Here is a 20854-nt window from a genome sequence, read left to right as displayed (position 1 = left end):
CTGGGGTGAAGAGGTCGACGACCGCGCCGAGGCGTCCTGACCTTGCCCCTCTGATCTAATCCGGTTTGAAGTTCGTTCTGGCCCATCCAGAGGACCAGGACATGAAACGCAGCCGCTTCTCTGAAGAGCAGATCATCGGAATTTTGAAGAAACACGAGGCTGGGGTATCGGTTGGCGATCTGTGCCGCAAGCACGGGGTCAGCGACGCCTCGATCTACAATTGGAAGGCCCGCTTCGGCGGGATGGATGTCACCGAGGCTCGGCGACCTGAAGGCGCTGGAGGACGAGAACACGCGCCTGAAGCGGCTTTTGGCCGACGCCATGCTCGACAATGCCGCGTTGAAGGACCTTGTGGGAAAGAAATGGTGACGCCCGCCGCCAAGCGGAAAGCTGTCGCTCGCCTGAAGGAAGGCTTCGGGATGAGCAAACGGCGGGCGTGTAAAGCCATCGGCTGTTGCCGCATGACGGTTCGCTACCAGACCAGCAGGCCGGACGACCGGGAGGTTCGCGAGCGGATGAAGGCGATCGCGCAGGAGCGTCGCCGGTTCGGCTACCGGCGTCTTCTCGTGATGCTGAGGCGGGAGGGCCTGGTCGTGAACCACAAGAAGCTGTTCCGGCTCTATCGGGAGGAGAAGCTCGCCGTTCGCCGCCGTGGCGGCCGCAAGCGGGCGATCGGGACCAGGGCGCCAATGCTGGTGCCGCTGAGGCCCGACGAGTGCTGGTCGCTCGACTTCGTATCGGACCAGCTCACCGACGGGCGCCGCTTCCGCATCCTGGCCGTCGTCGACGACTGCACGAGACAGTGCCTGGCACTCATCGTTGATACGTCTCTCTCGGGCATGCGGGTTGCCCGCGAATTGGACCGGCTCATCACTAGCGCGGCCGGCCCAGGATGATCGTCAGCGACAATGGCAGCGAGTTCACCTCGAACGCCATCCTCTCCTGGGCGGATCAGAACCGCGTCGAATGGCATTACATTGCGCCCGGCAAGCTGCAGAATGGCTTCATCGAGAGCTTCAACGGCCGACTGCGCGATGAACTGCTCAACGAGACGCTGTTCACCTCGCTGGCTCAGGCGCGCGTAGCCATCGCCCTGTGGCACGCCGACTACAACACCGCGCGGCCGCACTCCCAAATCGCCTGGCAGACCCCGGCCAAGTTCGCCAGCACCTTCAATCCGCGACGGTCGCTCGCGCTGCGCTATGCCAAAGGCTCCGCGCCAGCGCCCGTCGCTTCACCCGCCCAGCAGGGCACAACCCACGCCGGAAACGAACTCAAAACTGCTGGGGCAACGTCAGTCCCATAGAGCCTTGATGGTCGGCCTTTGCTCGCAGCAGCGCCTTAGGTTGGGCGAAGGCGTTCTCAATCGGATTGAAGTCGGGACTGTAGGGCGGCAGGTAGAGCAGGCTCGCCTGCGGCCTCAATCGCGCCGCGCAGGGTTCTCCAGGCGGATGTCGCCAATGTCAAATTTGCTGGCATCCATGTCGCCCTCGCTTTCTGGTTCGAGATCGGAAAATCGCCGAATAATCAGCACATCAACCTGCGCCTGAAGGAGCTCACTGCCACTTTCGGCTGGCGGGGTGTGCCGCCCCACAATTAGAATGTCAATTGTCGTGCCAACCGCACAAGCGAAGGCCAGAAAGCCAACATGTGTTCTGCGGCTTAATTAAGAGTCAGCCGATGTCGGCCGAACATCACCTTGTCTCGAAGTCGACGATCCGACAGCAGATTGCGAAAGTTGGCGCGATGCGAAACAAACTGCTGAAGCGCTCAACTTTTATTGATCACGCGTGTTGGACGCGACGCACTCCCGTTCCAATCGGGCTGAGCGCAAATTCTCCCGGTTCACAAAACTGAGTCGCTGGAGTAGTGGGGGCGCAGAGAAATCTCCGGTCGCAGCCTTACCCGGTCAAAACAAGGATACCAATGATGAAGACTCTCGCCGTCTGCTCTGGCGGATTGGACTCCGTTTCCCTTGCTCACATGGTGGCAGCGGAGCACGAACTCACCGGCCTTCTATCTTTCGACTATGGCCAACGGCACAGGAAGGAATTGGGCTTCGCCGCTCTTTGCGCGCAGCGACTGAAGGTCCCGCACCAGATCATCGACATCGGCGAAATTGGCCGTGGCCTTTCCGGCTCAGCGCTGACTAGCAGTATCGACGTGCCGGACGGCCACTACGCCGAAGACACGATGAAGATTACGGTGGTGCCGAACCGCAATGCCATCATGTTGGCAATCGCCTTCGGTCTCGCCGCCGCCCACAGCGCCGAAGCGGTGGCGGCGGCCGTGCATGGTGGGGACCATTTCATCTATCCCGATTGCCGTCCGGCCTTCATTGAAGCTTTCCAGACAATGCAAGACCGCGCGCTCGACGGCTATGCGCAGATACGCCTCTATGCACCGTATGTGAATCTCGGAAAAGCTGACATTGTTGCGGATGGCGCAAGATACGGCACCCCGTTTGCTGAGACCTGGTCCTGTTACAAGGGCGGCGTGCGTCACTGCGGACGATGCGGGACCTGCGTCGAGCGGCGCGAAGCGTTCCATCTCGCCGGGCACGCTGATCCCACCGACTACGAGGACGCCGATTTCTGGCTTGAGGCGCTGCGCAGGAGGCGCGCGTAATGTTCCACATCACCAAGGAATTCCACTTCTCGGCCTCGCATCAGCTCACCTCCTTGCCTCCCAACCATCAATGCGCGCGCCTGCACGGGCATAACTATGTCGTCGTAGTGGAGCTGTCGGCCAAGGAACTGGACGCCCACGGCTTCGTGCGCGACTATCACGATCTGGCGCCGCTCAAACGCTACATTGACGAGAGCTTCGACCATCGGCACCTCAACGACGTGCTGGGACATGAGAAGGTCACGGCGGAATGCCTGGCCAGACATTTCTATGAATGGTGCAAGGCACGTCTGCCGCAGACCGCGGCCGTGCGCGTTAGCGAAACACCGAAAACTTGGGCGGAATACCGTCCGTGACCGACATGCATCCCGCAATCCGTGTGAGCGAGATATTCGGGCCGACTATCCAGGGCGAGGGCGTGCTCATCGGCTTGCCGACGGTGTTCATCAGAACCGGCGGATGTGATTATCGCTGTTCATGGTGCGACAGCCTTCACGCGGTGGACAATCAGTATCGCCATGAATGGCTACCGATGCCGATCGATGCCGTGTGGCAAACCGTCCATGCGCTTTCCGGCGGCAGGCCGGTTATGGTCTCCTTGTCAGGCGGCAACCCGGCCATTCAGCCGTTCGGTCCCCTCATAGAACGCGGCCATCGCGAGGGCTATCGTTTTGCACTGGAAACGCAGGGTTCCGTGGTGAGGGAGTGGTTTGCGGATCTTGACGTGCTGACCCTTAGCCCAAAGCCGCCGTCCAGCGAGATGACCACCCGTTGGGCTGCGTTTGATGCATGCCTCGAAGCGGCGCAAGAGAAGCCGCAAATCGTGCTCAAGCTCGTCGTTTTCGACGAGAGTGACTATGCCTACGCCAAAGAAGTCGCGGCGAGATATCCGCACCTTCCGATCTATCTGCAACCCGGCAATCACACGCCGCCGCGCCCTGGCAGTGAAGACGCCTCTGTCGACTTGGACGGAATAATGATGCGAATGGAATGGCTTGTCGAAAGGGTGACTAGCGACAGGTGGTTCGAAGCCCGCGTGTTGCCGCAGCTGCACGTTCTGCTTTGGGGTAACAAGAGGGCGGTCTAGTCTGCGGCTTGCGTCGCACCGGAAGGCCGGGCTCCAACGGCTTGGCAGGCTCTCTTCGCGTGCCGAGTACAGCCGAGCTTTGTTCGCGTCAGCGGTCTCGCGATTGTGCGGCTGGAAACCGCCCGGACACCCCGCTGCCGGCGTGTGTCACCTTGACTCCGATGAGCTGTCGTCACGCAAAGTTGAAATCCGCAAGAACTGGCCTTCTCGCCCCACCTGCTCCGTCGCAAGCACGTCATCCCCTCATCCTTGTCCAGCTCTTATCGATGTATCTCATTGTCCGGCCTGACGCACGACTGTCAGCATGGGAATGCATCCATTGCGCAAATGCCTTCCATAAAGAAGATCGATTTCCTCACTGGCCCAACGTGAAATATAGCAACGTTTTCGTGGCGTGGGTCGGCTGCGTCGGGAGTAGCGATGAAAACGTATTAGGGTCGCCTGCGTCTCCTTGGGCAGCGAGTGTAAAGTATAGCGATGCGGCCTCCGGCGCGAACGGCAGCCGCGCAGTGATCACCTTCGCCTGTGCCTTTGCGGCGGGGGTCAAGCGCTGGTCTGCTCAAATTTTTTATCGTTTAGCTGGTTGAAACTGCTCCCGTTGCGGGCTGCAGAAGCCGGCCAGCCGAGAAACGGCAGCCGCACTTATGAAAGCACGCCAAGGCATGCGGGCATCTATCAGTTGCAAAGGACAATACTGGCCGCGCCGATTGGCCATCACGCGTCCATTAGGGCAGCCACCAACATCAGTTCGCAAGAGGAGCAAAAGTAATATGTATCGTCGTCACCTGATCAAAGGGTTGGTTGCGCTCGGCGCATGCCGGATTTGCGTTCAAGCCGCCCAAGCGACCAGTGCCCATTGGGGGTACACCGGTCCGGTCGGACCGGAGCACTGGGCTGATCTGGATAAGGAAAATTTCGTATGCTCTGCCGGCACGCAGCAATCGCCGATCAATATCAACAGCGCGGTCAAGGCGGATATCCCGCATATCGCCATCGGCTGGCACAAGGGCGGCGGCAATATGGTGAACAACGGCCACACCATTCAAATCAATATGCCACAAGGCAGCACGCTGACCCGCAGCGATCGTGTCTACGAACTGGTACAGTTCCATTTCCATGCGCCAAGCGAACATCACGTGGCGGGCAAGAGCTTCCCGATGGAGGTGCATTTCGTTCACAAGGACACGCAAAGTGGTACTCTGGGCGTGCTGGGCGTCTTTTTAACGCCCGGCGCGACAAATGCCAGCTTTGCTGCCCTTGCTGCGGCCTTTCCCGAACTGCCGAATGGGGAGGTGACGATCGACGAGGTGAATCCCAACTGGCTTCTGCCAGCCTCGCTTGGCTATTGGACTTATGAGGGCTCACTGACGACGCCGCCGTGCACCGAAAACGTCGAGTGGATGGTGGCGATGGAACCGGTTGACGTTGATCCGGCAGACATCCAGCGATTTGCCTCCCTCTACCCGTCGAACGCGCGCCCTATTCATTCACCCAATCGACGCTTCATCCTGCGCCAGAGTTGAGCGCCGCCCCAGCGGTTCCGCACGGTCCAACATTCTTGGCACAAGTTGGCGCGAAGCCTCCTCTTCCGGTCTGGCGGTCTGACGGCGCTCCCCAAGCTGGCTAGTCTAAATGATAGGGATTCGGTGCCGACACCACTCGTCCCAAAGACGTCGCGGCGAGGTTTGTCTGCAACCCGGCAATCACACGCCGCCCCGCCGTGGTAATGAAGACGTCTCTGTCGAGTCCGACGGAATATGATGCGCATGGAATCGCTGGTAGAAAAGGTGACCAGCGACAGGTGGTTCGAAGCCCGCGTCTTGCCGCAGCTGCACGTTCTACTCTGGGGTAACAAGAGGGTGGTGTATACCTTCTCCTAGCTTCGCCGCCAACTACTCGGTTTTCCGAATTGCTCTCTATATTCTTGAAGACGATGCGTTCGTTAAAGACATGTGCTGCGCACCTGGTGTAAAAGCTGCTCTCATCATGCAGAGGTCAAGCCAGTCGGGCTCATCCGAGGCTATGGCCGTGAGCACTGTTCAGTTCGGCAGAGAGGGCGCTTTTGTACACACTTTGCGATCGTGGCGGCCCCGTGGGCAGATCTGCAAGCTGCCGCGACACTAACCTCTCGAAGCCCGCCCGCCCGCCTGTTGATGCGTGTCTCCCAGTAAGATTCCTGTCCAAGAACGTGATAATCTTCTTGCCAGTGTTGTAGCTGATGTTGCCCTTGATGCCGCAGCCTACCGCGGCGGGACCAAACTCAATGGCAAGCAGGCCGGCTAGGATCGTGCAGCCAGTCGCGAGCCTCGCCCACAACGGGGTCTCACGCGCATGAGGGCGCCGACCATGGGTTCGGCGGTTCGTACGCGTATAACACGTATCTTTCTGAAAAAATCAATGCTCTCGGCTAAGCTACTGAATTATTTGGCTTCCATATAGCGCGTCGGCGGAACCAACTTGTAGACGGGCTATGAAAGGTTAAGCGCGGATGTCTATCGGCCGCCGGCGTTCCCGCTCTGTAAGCCTGCCTGAACTACCCGCGCCGCGGTCAAGCCCCAGGCTCCTGCTCATCCAGCGACCGCCCGATCAATGGCAGGCTGGAAAGACAAGAGCCGATGTCTTCCGATGGTCTCGCCATCAGCTTTGGGCTAACTCCCCCATTCTCCCGCTTCGAGCTCGACACACGGCGGTTTGGATGGCGCACGACAATCTGTGTCGGCTTTGTCGTGTCCGTGACAGACGCCTGAAAGGCCCGCTCGCGCGTTTTGCCGCCGTCTAAGCGGCTGGAATTTAATGACAAAGTTTCTTCTGGGATCGGCCGATCACGCTGGTACGCTTTTTGCGATGCTTGGTGTGAGGCGGCACGAGCTGCCTATCGGCACTTGTGTCGCGGGCAGTCGCGATGATTAGAACGAAGGAAGGAAAGCTATTATGTCAGGTCTGCGTCAGATCGCCTTTTACGGAAAAGGCGGCATCGGCAAGTCCACCACGTCCCAAAATACGCTCGCTGCCCTTGTCGACCTCGGGCAGAGAATCCTCATCGTAGGATGCGACCCCAAAGCCGATTCCACACGCTTGATCCTGAATTCGAAAGCTCAGGATACCGTCCTGGATCTCGCCGCACAGGAAGGTTCGGTGGAAGACCTCGAACTCCAGGACGTGCTCAAGGTGGGCTACAGAGGCATCAAGTGCGTGGAGTCCGGCGGCCCCGAGCCGGGTGTCGGTTGCGCCGGCCGCGGCGTCATCACCTCGATCAATTTCCTCGAGGAGAATGGCGCTTATGACGATGTCGATTATGTCTCCTATGACGTCCTCGGCGACGTGGTATGCGGCGGCTTCGCCATGCCGATCCGCGAAGGCAAGGCCCAGGAGATCTATATCGTCATGTCCGGCGAGATGATGGCGCTCTATGCCGCCAACAACATCGCCAAGGGCATCCTCAAATATGCCCATTCGGGCGGTGTGCGGCTGGGCGGGCTGATCTGCAATGAACGTCAAACCGACCGCGAACTCGATCTGGCCGAAGCACTGGCTGGCCGATTGAATTCCAAGCTCATCCACTTCGTGCCCCGCGACAACATCGTCCAACATGCCGAACTCAGGAAGATGTCGGTGATCCAGTACGCGCCGGACTCAAAGCAGGCAGGGGAATACCGCGCTCTGGCCGAGAAGATCCACGCCAATTCGGGCCAGGGTACGATCCCGACGCCGATCACCATGGAGGAGCTGGAGGAGATGCTGCTCGACTTCGGCATCATGAAGACCGACGAGCAGATGCTTGCCGAGCTTCACTCCAAGGAAGCGGCGAAGGCGGCGGCCCAGTAGTGACATTAGCGCTGCCATGAATCGGCGCGCCTTGCAGAGAACGGCGCCTATTCTTTGAGGCGTCACCCAACCTTGAAAGGGGGACTCATGAGCCGGGAATACGAGAATGACGGTGCTCTTCATGCGAAGCTTATCGAAGAGGTGCTGTCGCATTATCCCGACAAGGCGGCGAAGCGCCGCAAGAAGCACCTCAACGTCGCAAAGAGCGGCAACGAGGCTGGCGGGGAAAGCGAGGTCCTTTCCGAATGCGACGTCAAATCGAACATCAAGTCCATTCCCGGGGTGATGACGATTCGCGGCTGTGCATATGCTGGTTCGAAAGGCGTGGTGTGGGGGCCAGTCAAGGATATGGTCCATATCTCGCACGGCCCGGTCGGCTGCGGCCAATATTCTTGGTCGCAGCGCCGCAACTACTACGTCGGTACAACGGGCGTCGACACGTTCGGGACAATGCAGTTCACCTCCGATTTCCAGGAGAAGGACATCGTCTTCGGCGGCGACAAGAAGCTGGAACAGATCATTGACGAGATTGAAGTCTTGTTTCCGCTCAACAACGGCATCACCGTGCAGTCCGAATGCCCTATCGGCCTGATTGGCGATGACACCGAGGCCGTTTCTCGCAAAAAGACCAAGGAGTATGACAAGACGATCGTGCCGGTACGCTGCGAGGGCTTCCGCGGCGTCTCGCAGTCGCTTGGCCACCACATCGCCAATGATGCAATCCGGGATTGGGTCTTCGACAAAAAGGATGTCAAGTTCGAGGCCGGCCCCTATGACGTCAACGTCATCGGCGACTACAATATCGGCGGCGATGCCTGGGCCTCGCGCATACTGCTTGAGGAGATAGGGCTGCGCGTGGTTGGCAACTGGTCGGGTGACGCCACACTCGCAGAGATCGAGCGCGCCCCGAAGGCTAAGCTCAATCTTATCCACTGCTACCGGTCGATGAATTACATCTGTCGGCATATGGAGGAAAAGTATGGCGTCGCCTGGATGGAGTACAATTTCTTCGGTCCCTCCCAGATCGAAGCCTCTCTGCGCAACATAGCCAAGCATTTTGGGCCGGAAATCGAGGAGAAGACCGAAAAGGTCATTGCCAAGTACAGGCCGCTTGTTGATGCGGTCATCGCCAAGTACCTGTCGCGCCTGGAAGGAAATACCGTGATGCTCTATGTGGGCGGCCTGCGCCCCCGCCACGTCGTCACGGCCTACGAGGACCTCGGCATGGTCATCGTGGGCACCGGCTATGAATTCGCCCACAGCGACGACTATCAGCGCACCGGCCACTACGTGAAGAACGGCACGCTGATCTACGATGACGTGACCGGCTATGAGTTGGAGAAATTCATCGAAGGGATTCGCCCAAATCTGGTCGGCTCGGGAATCAAAGAAAAATACCCGGTGCAGAAGATGGGCATACCGTTCCGCCAGATGCATTCCTGGGATTATTCAGGCCCGTATCACGGCTACGATGGCTTTGCCATTTTCGCACGTGATGTGGATCTCGCCATTAACAACCCGGTCTGGGACCTATTCCACGCGCCTTGGAAAAGAAGCCGGGGCGATGAGCGGGCGATGGCTGCCGAATAAACATTTGCTTCAGCCCCAGTCTCCCACTGAGACGGTGAACTCCCGCGGCCTCTGATCCGCCGGAGCCTGGAACGTCTTGACGTCCTGAGCTGCCGTCCCGCGCAGCCAGATGCAAAAGAGGTAATCATCATGCCGCAGTCGGCTGAAAAAATTCTCGATCACGCTCCCCTGTTCCGCGAGCCGGAATACAGAAAGATGCTCGCTGAGAAGAAGCTAAACTTCGAATGTCCGCACCCCGATGAAATCATTTCCGATCAGCGCGATTTCACCCAGACGTGGGAATACCGCGAAAAGAACCTCGCCCGCAAAGCGCTTGTCGTGAACCCGGCCAAGGCCTGCCAGCCGCTGGGTGCGGTATTCGCTGCCGCCGGCTTCGAGCGAACCATGTCCTTCGTCCACGGCAGCCAAGGTTGCGTCGCCTATTACCGCTCGCACCTGTCGCGCCATTTCAAGGAGCCTGCCGCGGCGGTCTCCTCCTCAATGACCGAGGATGCGGCGGTGTTTGGCGGCCTGAAGAACATGGTCGACGGGCTCGCCAACACCTACCAGCTCTACGACCCCAAGATGATTGCCGTGTCGACGACCTGTATGGCAGAGGTCATTGGCGACGACCTGCACAGCTTCATCCAGAACGCCAAGGACGAAGATTCAGTCCCGCGCGACTTCGACGTGCCCTTTGCCCACACCCCGGCCTTCGTTGGCAGTCATGTCGACGGCTATGACAACATGGTCAAAGGCATTTTGGAGCACTTCTGGAAAGGTCAGGAGCGTACGCAAATCGAAGGAACCATCAACATCATTCCGGGCTTCGACGGCTTCTGCGTCGGCAACAACCGGGAGCTCAAGCGCCTGCTCGATGTAATGGGCGTGTCCTATACATTGATCCAGGATGCCTCTGACCAGTTCGATACGCCTTCGGACGGTGAATACCGCATGTATGACGGGGGCACGAAGATCAACGAGGTGAAGAAGGCCCTCAACGCCGAGGCAACGCTTTCGCTGCAGCATCACAACACCCGAAAGACACTGGGCTATTGCGAGGAGGTCGGGCAGGCGACGGCCTCGTTCCACTATCCGCTCGGCGTTCAGGCGACGGACGAATTCCTGATGGAGGTCGCGGCGATTTCCGGCAAGGAGATTCCCGAGGCAATTCGCCTCGAGCGCGGCCGACTGGTAGACGCCATGGCGGACAGCCAATCCTGGTTGCATGGTAAGAAATACGCCATCTACGGTGATCCCGACTTCGTTCACGCAATGGCCCGCTTTGTCATGGAGACCGGCGGCGAGCCAACCCATTGCCTCGCCACCAATGGCACCTCGGCATGGGAAGCCGATTTGAAGAAGCTGCTAGCATCCTCGCCTTTCGGCAAGGCTGCCCAGGTTTGGGCGGGCAAGGACCTGTGGGCGCTGCGCTCACTGCTCTTTACCGAGCCGGTGGACCTTTTGATCGGCAATTCCTACGGCAAGTACCTGGAGCGCGACACCGGAACACCGCTGATCCGGCTGATGTTTCCGATCTTCGATCGGCACCATCATCACCGCTTTGCGCTCTTTGGCTACCAGGGAGCGTTGCGCGTGCTGACGACGATCCTCGACAAGATCTTCGACAAACTCGATCGCGAGACGAGCGAGACGGGTGTGACGGATTATTCCTATGACCTCACGCGCTAAGAGCCGTGGCCGGCTTTTCGCCGAGGCCATTCCTTGCCCAATGGACTGGGGAGGCTGAGCAATGTCCTCCCTCAGCGCCAAAATCAAGGACGCCTTCGATGAGCCCGCCTGCGATAAGAACCGTGGCAAAGATGCCAAGGCGCGCAAGGAGGGCTGCTCGAAGTCGCTGACACCAGGGGCGGCAGCCGGCGGCTGCGCCTTTGACGGAGCCAAGATCGTCCTGCAGCCGATCACCGACGTTGCGCATCTGGTCCATGCGCCGCTCGCCTGCGAGGGCAATTCTTGGGACAACCGTGGTGCGGTTTCGTCAGGGCCGACCTTGTGGCGGACAAGCTTCACGACCGACCTCACCGAACTCGACCTTGTGATGGGGCAGGGCGAGCGGAAACTCTTCAAGGCGATCCGCGAGATCAAGCACACATACGCGCCGCCGGCGATCTTCGTCTACTCGACTTGCGTAACGGCGCTGATCGGTGACGACATCGAGGCCGTGTGCAAACGCGCCACGGAAAAGTTCGGTTTGGCCGTGGTGCCGATCAATGCGCCTGGCCTGGCAGGCTCCAAGAACCTCGGCAATAAGCTCGCCGCCGAGGCGTTGCTCGATCATGTCATCGGCACGGTCGAACCCGACGACCCCGGACCCTACGACATCAACATCCTTGGCGAATTCAACCTCTCGGGCGAATTCTGGCTTGTAAAGCCGCTCCTCGATCGGCTCGGGATCCGGGTGCGCGCCTGCATTCCCGGCGATGCGCGTTACCGCGACATTGCTTCCGCGCACCGCGCCCGGGCGGCAATGATGGTGTGCTCGACCGCGCTGATCAGTCTTGCCCGCAAGATGGAGGAGCGCTGGGACATCCCGTTCTTCGAGGGCTCCTTCTATGGCATCTCCGACACATCGCAAGCTCTTCGAAACCTTGTCAGGCTGCTGGTGAGGAAGGGCGCCGATCCGGAGATCCTCGAGCGCACAGAGACGCTGATCGCGCAGCAGGAGGCGATCGCGTGGAAGAAACTCGAATCCTACCGGCAAAGGCTCCAAGGCAAGCGCGTGCTGCTCAACACAGGCGGTGTGAAGTCCTGGTCGGTTGTCCATGCGCTGATGGAGATCGGAATCGAGATCGTCGGCACCTCGATCAAGAAATCTACGGTGCAGGACAAGGAGCGCATCAAACAAGTTCTCAAGCACGACAAGCACATGTTCGAATCCATGGCTGCGAGCGAGCTGTACGCCATGCTCTCTGAACACAGGGCCGATATCATGCTGTCGGGCGGTCGCACGCAATTCATTGCGCTCAAGGCCAAGACGCCCTGGCTCGATATCAACCAGGAGCGCCAGCATCCTTATGCCGGCTATGACGGCATGGTGGAACTCGTACGCCAGATCGACCTCGCCATTCACAATCCGATCTGGTCTCAGGTGCGCCAGCCGGCCCCGTGGGATTGCCAGCCTGAGCTGATAGGCGAATTGCCGTGCACGAGGAACGAGACCGCGTACCTGTTTGATGAATTCGCCTGCGCGACGGCACACGAGTGTTGAGGCGACCGATGGCCCGCATCCTTCCCCAGAGCAAATCGGCGGCAGTCAACCCGCTGAAGTCGTCGCAGCCGCTGGGTGCCGCCTTTGCCTTTCTTGGCGTCGACGGTGCGATGCCGCTGTTCCACGGCAGCCAAGGCTGCACAAGCTTTGCGCTCGTTCTCTTCGTGCGGCACTTCAAAGAAGCGATTCCCTTGCAGACTACGGCGATGGATGAGGTGGCGACCATCCTCGGCGCAGCCGACCATCTGGAAGAGGCGATCCTCAACCTCAAGAACCGCACGAAGCCAACGCTGATCGGGGTGTGCACGACCGCGCTGGTGGAGACGCGTGGCGAAGATTGCGCGGGTGATATTGCCAACATCATGCGGAAGCACACGCAACAGCTTGCGGGTACGGAGGTCGTGCTGGCCAACACGCCGGATTTTGACGGCGCGATCGAAGAGGGCTGGGCCAAGGCAGTCACCGCAATGATCGAAGGGATTACGCGCTCGGGCGAACGGGCGCGGCACCCGAAGAAGATCGCAATCCTGCCCGGATGCAACCTCTCTATCGCCGACATCGAGCATATGCGGGACATGGTTGAAAGCTTTGGGCTCAAGCCGGTTATTCTGCCCGACATTTCAGGCTCGCTCGACGGTACGGTTCCTGACCGCTGGGTAGCGACCACATACGGCGGCACCAGCGTCGAAGACATTCGCGAGTTGGGCACGGCCATGCAATGCATCGCCATCGGTGAGCACATGCGCCGCCCGGCGAAAGCGCTGCACGGGTTGACCGGCGTGCCTTACGTGTTGTTCCAGTCACTGACTGGGCTGCAGGACACGGACCGCTTCGTGTCGCTGCTGTCTGCGATTTCGGGCGCGGCGGTACCGGCCCGCGTGCGCCGGCGCCGGGCGCAATTGCAGGACGCGATGCTCGACGGACATTTCCATTTCGGCGGCAAGAAAATTGCCATCGCTGCCGAACCAGACCAGCTGTTCCAACTTGCGACCTTCTTTGCTGGCCTCGGCTCCGAGATAGCCGCGGCCGTCACAACGACCGACAGGTCTAAAATTCTCGAGAAAGTCCCGGCGGTTTCGGTTCAGATCGGCGATCTCGGCGATCTGGAAAGTCTTGCCGTCGGTGCTGACCTGCTTGTCACGCATTCGCACGGGCGCCAAGCATCGGAGCGGCTCCGAATTCCGCTCATGCGCATCGGGTTCCCGGTCTTCGATCGACTAGGCAGCCAGCACAAGCTCGCAATTCTCTATCAGGGCACCCGCGACATGATCTTCGAGGTCGCCAGCATCTTCCAGGCCAACCAACACGCGCCCACTCCTGAGGCGCTTGATCCACTCCGTAATCGAGAAATATCACGATGAACGCTGTTCGCCGCCTCTCGCTGGTCAGTAGTGAGGTTTTCGCCCCGATGCCTGAACGACGTAAGGGCGCATTGCGCGTTGCGATCGCCACTCAGGACATGCAGGACCTCAACGCCCATTTCGGGTCGGCCAGGCGCTTTGCTGTCTACGACGTGACGCGCGAGGAATGGAATCTCGTAGAAGCCGTGGCCTTCGATGACGTGTCCGATGAAAGCGGGGAGCATCGGGCCGAGCGCGATGATCGCATCACGCCAAAGGTGGATGCGCTCAAGGGCTGTCAGATCCTGTTTTGTCTGGCAATTGGCGGCCCTTCGGCAGCCAAGCTTGTCGCGGCAAAAATCCACCCGATCAAAGTGGCGGAGCCCCAATCGATCCCACAGGTGCTCTTGCGCACGCAGATGATGCTCAGGACGTGTCCTCCGCCTTGGCTGCGCAAGGTGCTGGCGCGAGCGGGCATTGCCGAAAAGAAACCGTCCTTCGAGGACGAGGACTGAAAAGAGGAGGACGCCAATGCCTGACCCCGCAATCCCCCCAGCTGTCGCCGAAGACGAGGCGGCTCTTTGCACCCCGTTCGTCAAATGCCTCGTGCGGCTGATCCGTTCTCAGGATTCCTATGGCTCGTGGGAACGCAAAGCGGACGCTGAGCTGCTGGGCGACTTCATCATTACCAAGGAACAGCGCCGAGGGATCCCAATCATCGGAGATCCCGATCCCGACGTGCTGTGGAGGCTCGACAAGTACTACGCCGCCATCGGGCTTGCGATCGAGGAGCGCTGCGGCCTTATGGCATCGCCGATGATCCAGGTGAGCCATGAGGGTTTTGGTCGGGTGCTTTTCACGACCGGACGGCTGGTCGTTTTGTCCAAAACGCTGCGCGATGTCCACCGGTTTGGCTTCGAGACGCTCCTGAAGCTCGCCACGGCCGGTACGAAGCTGGTCGACGATGCGATTTCAGTCATCGAAACCTTTCCCCACGTGGCGCTGGCATGATGGGCGCGATTTTCGAGAAAGGCCATCATGACGGACCCGAGAAACTATGTTGGCCAGTCCCCTCGATCCAGGGACTCGAGGCCGACCAGGTTGTTGGGGTATCGCCGATGAAGAAGCCGCTGGTCCTGATCTGCTCGCAAGATGCCGAGTTCTATCTGCTCTACAGCCACATACTGGAGGTTGACGGTTTCAGCAGTGAGACGGCAGACGGCGCGAAGGCTGCGCTGGCCTTGGCCGAACAACGGGAGCTTCAGGCCGTAGTGCTGGATTGCGACCCAGCCAGCATAAACGGGTCCGCAATTTGCGCCCACCTCAAGCGGGAACCGCGCACCACCGACCTGCCTATCATCGCCCTGATCGCGCCTGGCGCCGAGCACCAGCACCTCGATCTCTTGAAGGCAGGCGTTGAGAGCTTTGTGCGGCCGGTGGCTCCGGCCAAGCTGCTCGACTGCCTGCGGGCGAGGCTCGGGCTGACCAAGCGTGGTCCGAACGGGGTTGAAAACGACAGTTGGATTTGTTGTGGAGGCCTGGAGATGAAGCTCGATGCCCATCGGGTTCGCGGTAATGGCCACGACATCCATCTCGGACGGATCGATTTCAACGTGCTGCGGCTTATGATTGAGGCCCCCGGCAAGGTCTTCAGCCGGGACGAGCTTATCGGGGCGGCCTGGCTGCCCAACATTCATGTCGGTGCACGCACCGTCGATGTCCATATCAGCCGAATCAGGAGGGCGCTGAAAACGGCCTTGCCCGGCAGCGTCATTCGCACCGTCAGGTCGGCCGGCTACTCGCTCGAGAAGCCGGACGACTGAAATCGGTGATCGAACGTGGTGCCGCTCTCTCTTCCTCCTGAGAGCGGTGTTGCCGCTTTGAGGCGCTCCTAACGAAGACCAGGAGAAGCAGGCAAATGGAATTTAAAAGCATATTCAGTGTGACGGGTGCTGATCATTCTGATGAGGACCTCACAACAGCTGCCGGACTGTGTGCCGAGGTCGGCGCGCACCTATCGGTACTCATTATACCGCCTCCATTGCTCTTGATGTTGTCTCCGCCCCCCGAATGGAATACAGGACGTGCACAGGCAATTGCAGTACCGAACTATCGATTTCAGCAAATCGAGAAATTTTCACAGGACGTGACCAGAATGGAAAGACGGTCCGCGGATATCCTCAAAAGGCTGAAAGCTATGTCGCTTTCCTGTGACGTTGACACCGACTATTGCGATCCGGCTAGCCTCGGTGAAGTGGCACGACAGCGGGCGCTCTGCGCTGACCTGACGATCGTTGGAGGAGACCTCCTCAACGATGAGACTCTCGGACCTCCTGTTGTCAACGGCTGCTTGTTCGATAGCGGAAAGCCGGTGCTCATCGTGCCGAAGGGCGTTAAGGCGACGCTGTCGCCTCGACGCGTGCTGGTCGGCTGGGATTCGCGTGTAGAGGCCTCGCGTGCGGTTCGGGAAGCTCTTAGTATCCTATCCGCTGCCAAGGAAGTCTGTGTCGCTATGGTCGATCCAAAGGCGCAAAACAACGGGAAAGGCGCGCAGTCTGGAGCTGACATCGCTGCCTATCTTACTCGGCACGGTGCTCGGGTCTCCGTTGACCTGCTTAAGAGCGCCGGCAAATCGGCGGGCACAGTGCTGACCCAGCACGCGAACGACATCTGTGCTGACATGATGGTCATGGGTGCTTATGGCAGCCGTGGGCTGCGTGAGCGGATTTTCGGCGGTCCGCCGAGCTGGAGCTTTGGGAAGACCACATTGCCGCTGTTTTTGGCTCGCTGATCAGCTCCGTAGGAACACCGATCAGGTCGTAGGACCGCCAACCAGTCCGAAGTCGTCGTCGGTTACCGGTCGGATTGCGGAGACATGGCTGGATCCGCGAACATCTTGCGACGCTTGTCAGAGCCAAACCGGACGCCTCGACTGCTTCACGACGCTCTCGTGAACCAACTCGTGCGAGATCGTCCGCAACGGGCAGTAAAGACGAACGGCTGCAGCAGACCGCAGCCAAGCCACAGGGCGGGTGTACCAGGAGACCCCGCCTCGTGCGCGAACCCTGTTGGAAGGCCCCTTATCAGTACCCGGACGCGCGTCAAATCGGCGGCTGTCCCTGTCAGCCTGCGGTGTGCAAGGGCCGCTGCCGCGGAGCTTCCCCTGCCCGATCGTCGGGCGTGCGACAATGTCGGATTCCAGACGAGCTGGAACTGCGCGAACTCGTTGGTTTGACAGGTCTTTATCCGGCACGCCGCATGCATGGGAGTCTCCGAAAGCATTAAGAGCCGTTATCCATGGTTACGCCCCTCGAAAGAAAGAGCCGCTTCCGTCGTGGCAGGGAAACAGCCACTCCTGGGGTGGAGGCCGGCGCTAGAAGCCGCCGTAAGATCCGGAAGAGCCGCGCGACAGCATCACACACTTTCCTTCTGCTCTTGGGTTCGGATCACGCCGCGCCGCTGTCGATGCCGCCGACATTGAGCCCAAGACCTGGAAGGCGGCACACGCTTTTGCTGTCCTCTCAGTCGGGACCGCGGCTCAAGCATGCCTGTGAGGTTCGCATTGCTCAATGCCCGGCAATCGACGTCAACATGCCGCTGAGTTGGAAAACACTCCTAGAGGAGTAAGGATAAGTGGACCTCTTTTGTATTGGTGTGGGTGCTGGACCATCTAATTTGAGCCTTGCGTGTCAGATACAGGAAGAGATTGCGCAAGGGGCACTGTTCCTGGACCGGGAGGTCGATTTCCGAGGACATCCAGGCAGCGCTTTCGATTGCGCGGAGCTCCAGGTCGGCCACTTCCAGGATCTGGTTACTCTGGTCAATCCGCGATCAGCCTACACATTCGTAAACTACCTCCACGAGAACGGGCGTCTTTACAATTTCCTCAATGCGCAATTTCACGGGGTGCTTAGAGCCGAGTTCGCCCAATATCTCAACTGGGCGTTCCAGAAGAATCCGCTTGTCCGTGGCGGCGAGGCCGTTCGCGAAATCCGCTTTGACGGCGAGTTTCGCGTGCGGACGGACAACGCGGTCCTTGATGCAAGAAACCTCGTCATCGACATAGGCAAGCAGGCGCAAATTCCGCCTCAGTTTCATGGCTGGACTGGACCCAACCTGTTCCACTCATCTGAGTTGGCCCACATCAATCCTGAGGTGCAAAAAAAGCATGTCTGCGTTGTTGGCGGCGGACAGTCGGGAGCCGAGCTGCTACTGCACCTTGTCGGCCGGCCGAAAGAACGGCGGCCCGCGGCGATCACATGGGTCTTGACGCGCGAGATGCCTTTCGACGACCACGCGTTCACAAACGGGCTGTTCACGCCATGCTTCTCGGATCGTTTTGCTGCGATGAGCGAGGTGCATCGACAGCTGTTCCTGCGGCGTTTCGCGCTTGCCTCCGAGGGCATTTCAGAAAGCAAGTTGCGCGCGGTCTATCAGGCGCTCTACCACCACGCCTTTCTCGAGCCACACCAATGCGAGATCACATTGCGGCCAAGTTGCAACGTGTCGCGCTGCATCAATGCCGGAGCAGGGCACAGGCTCACGCTGCAACGCGGCTTGGACAACATCGGAGAAGTAACCGCCGATATCGTCATCCTGGCCACCGGGTACGAGAAACCGCTGCCGGGTTTCCTAGAACCGATCGCAGATCGCCTCGAACAGATCGGCAATGAGCTCGCCATCGGCGAGGATTTTTCGGTGTACTGGGACGGACCGCGAGACCGACGCCTTTTCGTTCAGAACGCCTGCCTTGGACAGCGCGGGCTGGCTGATCCGAACTTTGGGCTGCTGGCCTGGCGAGCGCGCCGCATCCTTGACAGCCTTCTGCGGCGCGCGCCATGCGCCAATCCCGAGCATCTAGGGTTCATCAACCGTCCCTTGACGGAGTGCTGGCCCGACCTCGGAGTCGAACAAATGGGCAGCGGGATATGATTCGTCGATATTGATGATCGGCGGTGGCATTCAGGAAAGATTTCCGCCTCTGGCGGCAAAAGCGGGACGAGCAATATTCCTACGGCGTCAGATCGCTCTGCTCGCGCTTGAGCAAGGTAGCGTCGCGCGACTCCTGCTTGGCGTGAAACAGCAAAGGGCATTCAATCACGATGCAGCTTTACGTGCTGTCGGGCTCAACGCCACGTGGATCGAGCCCAACGCCGCCGTTGGCAACCGCGACGCGAATTATGACGCCGGGCCACATGCGGCGGTGGCTGCAAGGGTACCGAGCCTCTCCCGCACTTTCGACCCCATCGCCGAAGTGCGACTACTCCAGGACGCCGAAGCCGGTCTTATCGCCAGCGGGCCAGCCAAACTCTCACCTTCCTAAACGGCAGCCGCTAAGGTGAGCCGTCGAAAGCCGACATTCAGGTTAACGTCAGCTGGCCGTGTTAGGGCTCGCTTATTCAAGGCGGTACCGGCGCTTGCCGAAGCTAAGAAGGGTTGGCATGCCCTTTGCCGTGCTTGATGTGCGGCAACACGGTGAGAGCTCCGCTGAAGCAAGCGAGAGGGAGCAATGCCCTCGAGACCGTGTCCGATTTTGACTGGAAAATATTCCGCGACAAAAGAGACGAAAGGTGTGGAATGACTTTGGACACCAAGATGGAACTGCGTATGGGGTCCCCGGCTCCTGCGCTGAAAGTGGAGAACTGGCTGCGTGGCGAGCCCCTCACGAGCCTTCGGCCCGGCAAGGTCTACCTCGTTGAATTTTGGGCGACTTGGTGCCGACCATGTGTCCACGCCATGCCCCATTTGATCGAACTGCAGGAGAAATATAAAGACAGCGGATTTGAGATTATCGGAGTCGCAGCTTGCGAAAAGGCTGCAACCGCGGACGAAGCGCGGACCAACGTGGATGCCTGGCTGACCGAGAAGTTCCCGAATCTGAATTATCGGACAGCGTTCGATTGCACTGGCGAAATGAAAAAGCTCTGGCTGGAACCCAGCTCTTCGTTCGGGATTCCCACCTCGTTCGTGGTCGACCGCGACGGCCACATCGCTTATATCGGCCACCCGGCACCTCTCGATGACGTTTTGCCGAAAGTCCTTAACGGCAGCTGGCGCAGCAGCTATGAAGCGAAAGCCGTCGATGCAAAGCGAATCTCGCGTGTGCGCGAATCGTCGCTGAGTCAGCCGATATACGCCAAACTTGGGCCGGCGATGCAGGACGAGGATTGGGCAGCGGCACTATTGGCCATCGAAGAAGGCCTCGCCGTGATGCCAGACTCTTTTGATTTTCGGCGGGTTCATGCGGATATTCTGCTTCACAAGCTGCGCGACATCAAAACCGGCTTGCCGCTTATGCGCGAATTGGTCGAGGACGCGATCAACAAAAAGTTCGAAGCGATGTCTTGGGTGGTGATGGCGCTGAACCAACTCTTCCATCCCACGATCGACAACTCCCATCTTCCGCATGATGATCGCTTTGCGATGGGCAAGGAGCTCTCCGAACAGATCCTGGAACTTAATCCTCCGCAAGGCGATGGAGACTTTAAATTCGGGTGTTACTTTCCGGTCGCTCAGTATTATTACGAGAGCGGCAACAAGGACCGGGCGATCGAGTTGATCGAGGTGGCAATCAAATCGCTGGACCATTCGGAGCCAGTGCCGGACCAAACCAAACAGCGCTACCTCACCTCGTTGCTCCAAGCCCTGGCCAACTACACGGGTGAGCCTGCCTGTCACGCGGGTCTCTGTGTGGCTCCGCAAAACAAGACTTCCGAAACTCAAAACGCTGTCACTTCCTGAGCAAGGATCGCGAAGGGCATGACAATTGGAATTGAACACCGGCAAATCCGCCCGCCCAGGCGCACTTCGCAGCAATAACGTCGATGCCGCAAAAGTGCGCGGCTTGCGGCAGGTGGAATTTCCATTGCGTTTACCTCGGGTCGAACCGCGGCGCAGGCGTTCGCGCCGCGGTGAAAGGTCTCGCATTGGTGGACGTGCTCGAGGTCGGCCACGGGACACTGTTGCGTGGGATCGGCTCGCCCAAGCCATTCCCCGCCCACGCAAGCGCCCGAACCACACATCGCAGAAAAAGAGATCGTCCTTCAAGAGGAGTACTGAAATTGGGGAAAAGCGAAATTCCTCATGAACCGGTTGGCCCTGCTGTCCACGGGGACGACGAGGCCCTTGCTTCCCCGTTCGTCAAATGCCTCCTGCGGCTCATTCGTACTCAGGATT

General features: G+C 59.4%; 16 protein-coding genes and 3 pseudogenes. 18 read left to right on the top strand and 1 reads right to left on the bottom strand.

Features of this window, described 5'->3' with window-relative positions:
* Positions 1-101: 101 nt before the first annotated feature.
* Positions 102-1306, top strand: a pseudogene (locus EOB49_RS21475) (IS3 family transposase).
* 13 nt (positions 1307-1319) lie between these two features.
* On the opposite strand, the pseudogene EOB49_RS21470 reads toward EOB49_RS21475, so the two are convergent.
* A pseudogene (locus tag EOB49_RS21470) lies at positions 1320-1437 on the bottom strand (transposase); the annotation flags it as partial.
* A 492-nt stretch (positions 1438-1929) separates the two neighbouring features.
* Here EOB49_RS21470 and queC point away from each other — a divergent pair.
* The 17 genes and pseudogenes from queC (at position 1930) to EOB49_RS21385 (ending at position 20419) form a co-directional block, all read left to right on the top strand.
* Positions 1930-2628 carry a 7-cyano-7-deazaguanine synthase QueC gene (gene queC, locus EOB49_RS21465; RefSeq protein WP_063170389.1) on the top strand — a complete coding sequence of 233 codons (699 nt, stop codon included), beginning with the start codon at positions 1930-1932 and terminating at the stop codon, positions 2626-2628.
* On the top strand, positions 2628-2984 hold the full coding sequence (gene queD / locus EOB49_RS21460) for a 6-carboxytetrahydropterin synthase QueD (protein WP_126063824.1): 357 nt from the start codon (positions 2628-2630) through the stop codon (positions 2982-2984). The genes queC and queD overlap by 1 nt, the downstream gene beginning before the upstream one ends.
* A 5-nt stretch (positions 2985-2989) precedes the next feature.
* Positions 2990-3715 (top strand): 7-carboxy-7-deazaguanine synthase QueE, encoded by a 726-nt coding sequence (gene queE / locus EOB49_RS21455; RefSeq protein ID WP_164752747.1) that lies wholly within the window; start codon positions 2990-2992, stop codon positions 3713-3715.
* Between the two features lie 770 nt (positions 3716-4485).
* Complete coding sequence (locus EOB49_RS21450) at positions 4486-5238, top strand: carbonic anhydrase (protein WP_126063825.1); 753 nt, start codon at positions 4486-4488, stop codon at positions 5236-5238.
* 160 nt (positions 5239-5398) lie between these two features.
* Positions 5399-5595, top strand: a pseudogene (locus EOB49_RS37800) (7-carboxy-7-deazaguanine synthase QueE); the annotation flags it as partial.
* A 1051-nt stretch (positions 5596-6646) separates the two neighbouring features.
* Positions 6647-7540, top strand: a complete 894-nt coding sequence (nifH, locus tag EOB49_RS21440) for a nitrogenase iron protein (RefSeq protein ID WP_024505261.1) — start codon at positions 6647-6649, stop codon at positions 7538-7540.
* A gap of 87 nt (positions 7541-7627) precedes the next feature.
* Complete coding sequence (gene nifD, locus EOB49_RS21435; RefSeq protein ID WP_024505262.1) at positions 7628-9130, top strand: nitrogenase molybdenum-iron protein alpha chain; 1503 nt, start codon at positions 7628-7630, stop codon at positions 9128-9130.
* A gap of 129 nt (positions 9131-9259) precedes the next feature.
* A complete protein-coding gene (gene nifK, locus EOB49_RS21430) occupies positions 9260-10801 on the top strand; it encodes a nitrogenase molybdenum-iron protein subunit beta (RefSeq protein ID WP_126063826.1) in 1542 nt (513 codons plus the stop codon).
* 61 nt (positions 10802-10862) lie between these two features.
* Positions 10863-12338: a nitrogenase iron-molybdenum cofactor biosynthesis protein NifE gene (gene nifE, locus EOB49_RS21425; protein WP_095489376.1), complete on the top strand. Its 1476-nt coding sequence runs from the start codon at positions 10863-10865 to the stop codon at positions 12336-12338.
* A gap of 8 nt (positions 12339-12346) precedes the next feature.
* Entirely contained in the window at positions 12347-13699 is a 1353-nt protein-coding gene (nifN, locus tag EOB49_RS21420; protein ID WP_126063827.1) for a nitrogenase iron-molybdenum cofactor biosynthesis protein NifN, read from the top strand.
* Positions 13696-14193, top strand: a complete 498-nt coding sequence (gene nifX, locus EOB49_RS21415) for a nitrogen fixation protein NifX (RefSeq protein WP_063169371.1) — start codon at positions 13696-13698, stop codon at positions 14191-14193. Before nifN ends, nifX begins: the two co-directional genes overlap by 4 nt.
* A gap of 16 nt (positions 14194-14209) precedes the next feature.
* Positions 14210-14689 carry a NifX-associated nitrogen fixation protein gene (locus tag EOB49_RS21410; protein WP_024505267.1) on the top strand — a complete coding sequence of 160 codons (480 nt, stop codon included), beginning with the start codon at positions 14210-14212 and terminating at the stop codon, positions 14687-14689.
* Entirely contained in the window at positions 14686-15501 is an 816-nt protein-coding gene (locus EOB49_RS21405) for a response regulator transcription factor (protein WP_063169370.1), read from the top strand. Before EOB49_RS21410 ends, EOB49_RS21405 begins: the two co-directional genes overlap by 4 nt.
* Before the next feature lie 95 nt (positions 15502-15596).
* A complete protein-coding gene (locus tag EOB49_RS21400; protein ID WP_126087041.1) occupies positions 15597-16469 on the top strand; it encodes a universal stress protein in 873 nt (290 codons plus the stop codon).
* 842 nt (positions 16470-17311) lie between these two features.
* Positions 17312-18610 carry a SidA/IucD/PvdA family monooxygenase gene (locus EOB49_RS21395; RefSeq protein ID WP_063169368.1) on the top strand — a complete coding sequence of 433 codons (1299 nt, stop codon included), beginning with the start codon at positions 17312-17314 and terminating at the stop codon, positions 18608-18610.
* 13 nt (positions 18611-18623) lie between these two features.
* Positions 18624-19001, top strand: a complete 378-nt coding sequence (locus EOB49_RS21390) for a hypothetical protein (protein WP_024505270.1) — start codon at positions 18624-18626, stop codon at positions 18999-19001.
* Positions 19002-19273: 272 nt separating this feature from the next.
* Positions 19274-20419 carry a TlpA disulfide reductase family protein gene (locus EOB49_RS21385; RefSeq protein ID WP_063170388.1) on the top strand — a complete coding sequence of 382 codons (1146 nt, stop codon included), beginning with the start codon at positions 19274-19276 and terminating at the stop codon, positions 20417-20419.
* Positions 20420-20854: the final 435 nt, after the last annotated feature.

The sequence above is a fragment of the Mesorhizobium sp. M7A.F.Ca.MR.148.00.0.0 genome, from assembly GCF_003997735.1.
Taxonomy (GTDB): Bacteria; Pseudomonadota; Alphaproteobacteria; order Rhizobiales; family Rhizobiaceae; genus Mesorhizobium.
The sequence above is the reverse complement of the archived record's forward strand: the minus strand, read 5'-3'. Positions and strand labels throughout refer to the sequence as shown.

What these genes read in the sequence shown, in the direction of transcription:
- queC (WP_063170389.1), top strand. Translation starts at nt 1,930, where the DNA reads ATGAAGACTCTCGCCGTCTGCTCTGGCGGATTGGACTCCGTTTCCCTT.
- queD (WP_126063824.1), top strand. Translation starts at nt 2,628, where the DNA reads ATGTTCCACATCACCAAGGAATTCCACTTCTCGGCCTCGCATCAGCTC.
- queE (WP_164752747.1), top strand. Translation starts at nt 2,990, where the DNA reads ATGCATCCCGCAATCCGTGTGAGCGAGATATTCGGGCCGACTATCCAG.
- EOB49_RS21450 (WP_126063825.1), top strand. Translation starts at nt 4,486, where the DNA reads ATGTATCGTCGTCACCTGATCAAAGGGTTGGTTGCGCTCGGCGCATGC.
- nifH (WP_024505261.1), top strand. Translation starts at nt 6,647, where the DNA reads ATGTCAGGTCTGCGTCAGATCGCCTTTTACGGAAAAGGCGGCATCGGC.
- nifD (WP_024505262.1), top strand. Translation starts at nt 7,628, where the DNA reads ATGAGCCGGGAATACGAGAATGACGGTGCTCTTCATGCGAAGCTTATC.
- nifK (WP_126063826.1), top strand. Translation starts at nt 9,260, where the DNA reads ATGCCGCAGTCGGCTGAAAAAATTCTCGATCACGCTCCCCTGTTCCGC.
- nifE (WP_095489376.1), top strand. Translation starts at nt 10,863, where the DNA reads ATGTCCTCCCTCAGCGCCAAAATCAAGGACGCCTTCGATGAGCCCGCC.
- nifN (WP_126063827.1), top strand. Translation starts at nt 12,347, where the DNA reads ATGGCCCGCATCCTTCCCCAGAGCAAATCGGCGGCAGTCAACCCGCTG.
- nifX (WP_063169371.1), top strand. Translation starts at nt 13,696, where the DNA reads ATGAACGCTGTTCGCCGCCTCTCGCTGGTCAGTAGTGAGGTTTTCGCC.
- EOB49_RS21410 (WP_024505267.1), top strand. Translation starts at nt 14,210, where the DNA reads ATGCCTGACCCCGCAATCCCCCCAGCTGTCGCCGAAGACGAGGCGGCT.
- EOB49_RS21405 (WP_063169370.1), top strand. Translation starts at nt 14,686, where the DNA reads ATGATGGGCGCGATTTTCGAGAAAGGCCATCATGACGGACCCGAGAAA.
- EOB49_RS21400 (WP_126087041.1), top strand. Translation starts at nt 15,597, where the DNA reads ATGGAATTTAAAAGCATATTCAGTGTGACGGGTGCTGATCATTCTGAT.
- EOB49_RS21390 (WP_024505270.1), top strand. Translation starts at nt 18,624, where the DNA reads ATGATCGGCGGTGGCATTCAGGAAAGATTTCCGCCTCTGGCGGCAAAA.
- EOB49_RS21385 (WP_063170388.1), top strand. Translation starts at nt 19,274, where the DNA reads ATGGAACTGCGTATGGGGTCCCCGGCTCCTGCGCTGAAAGTGGAGAAC.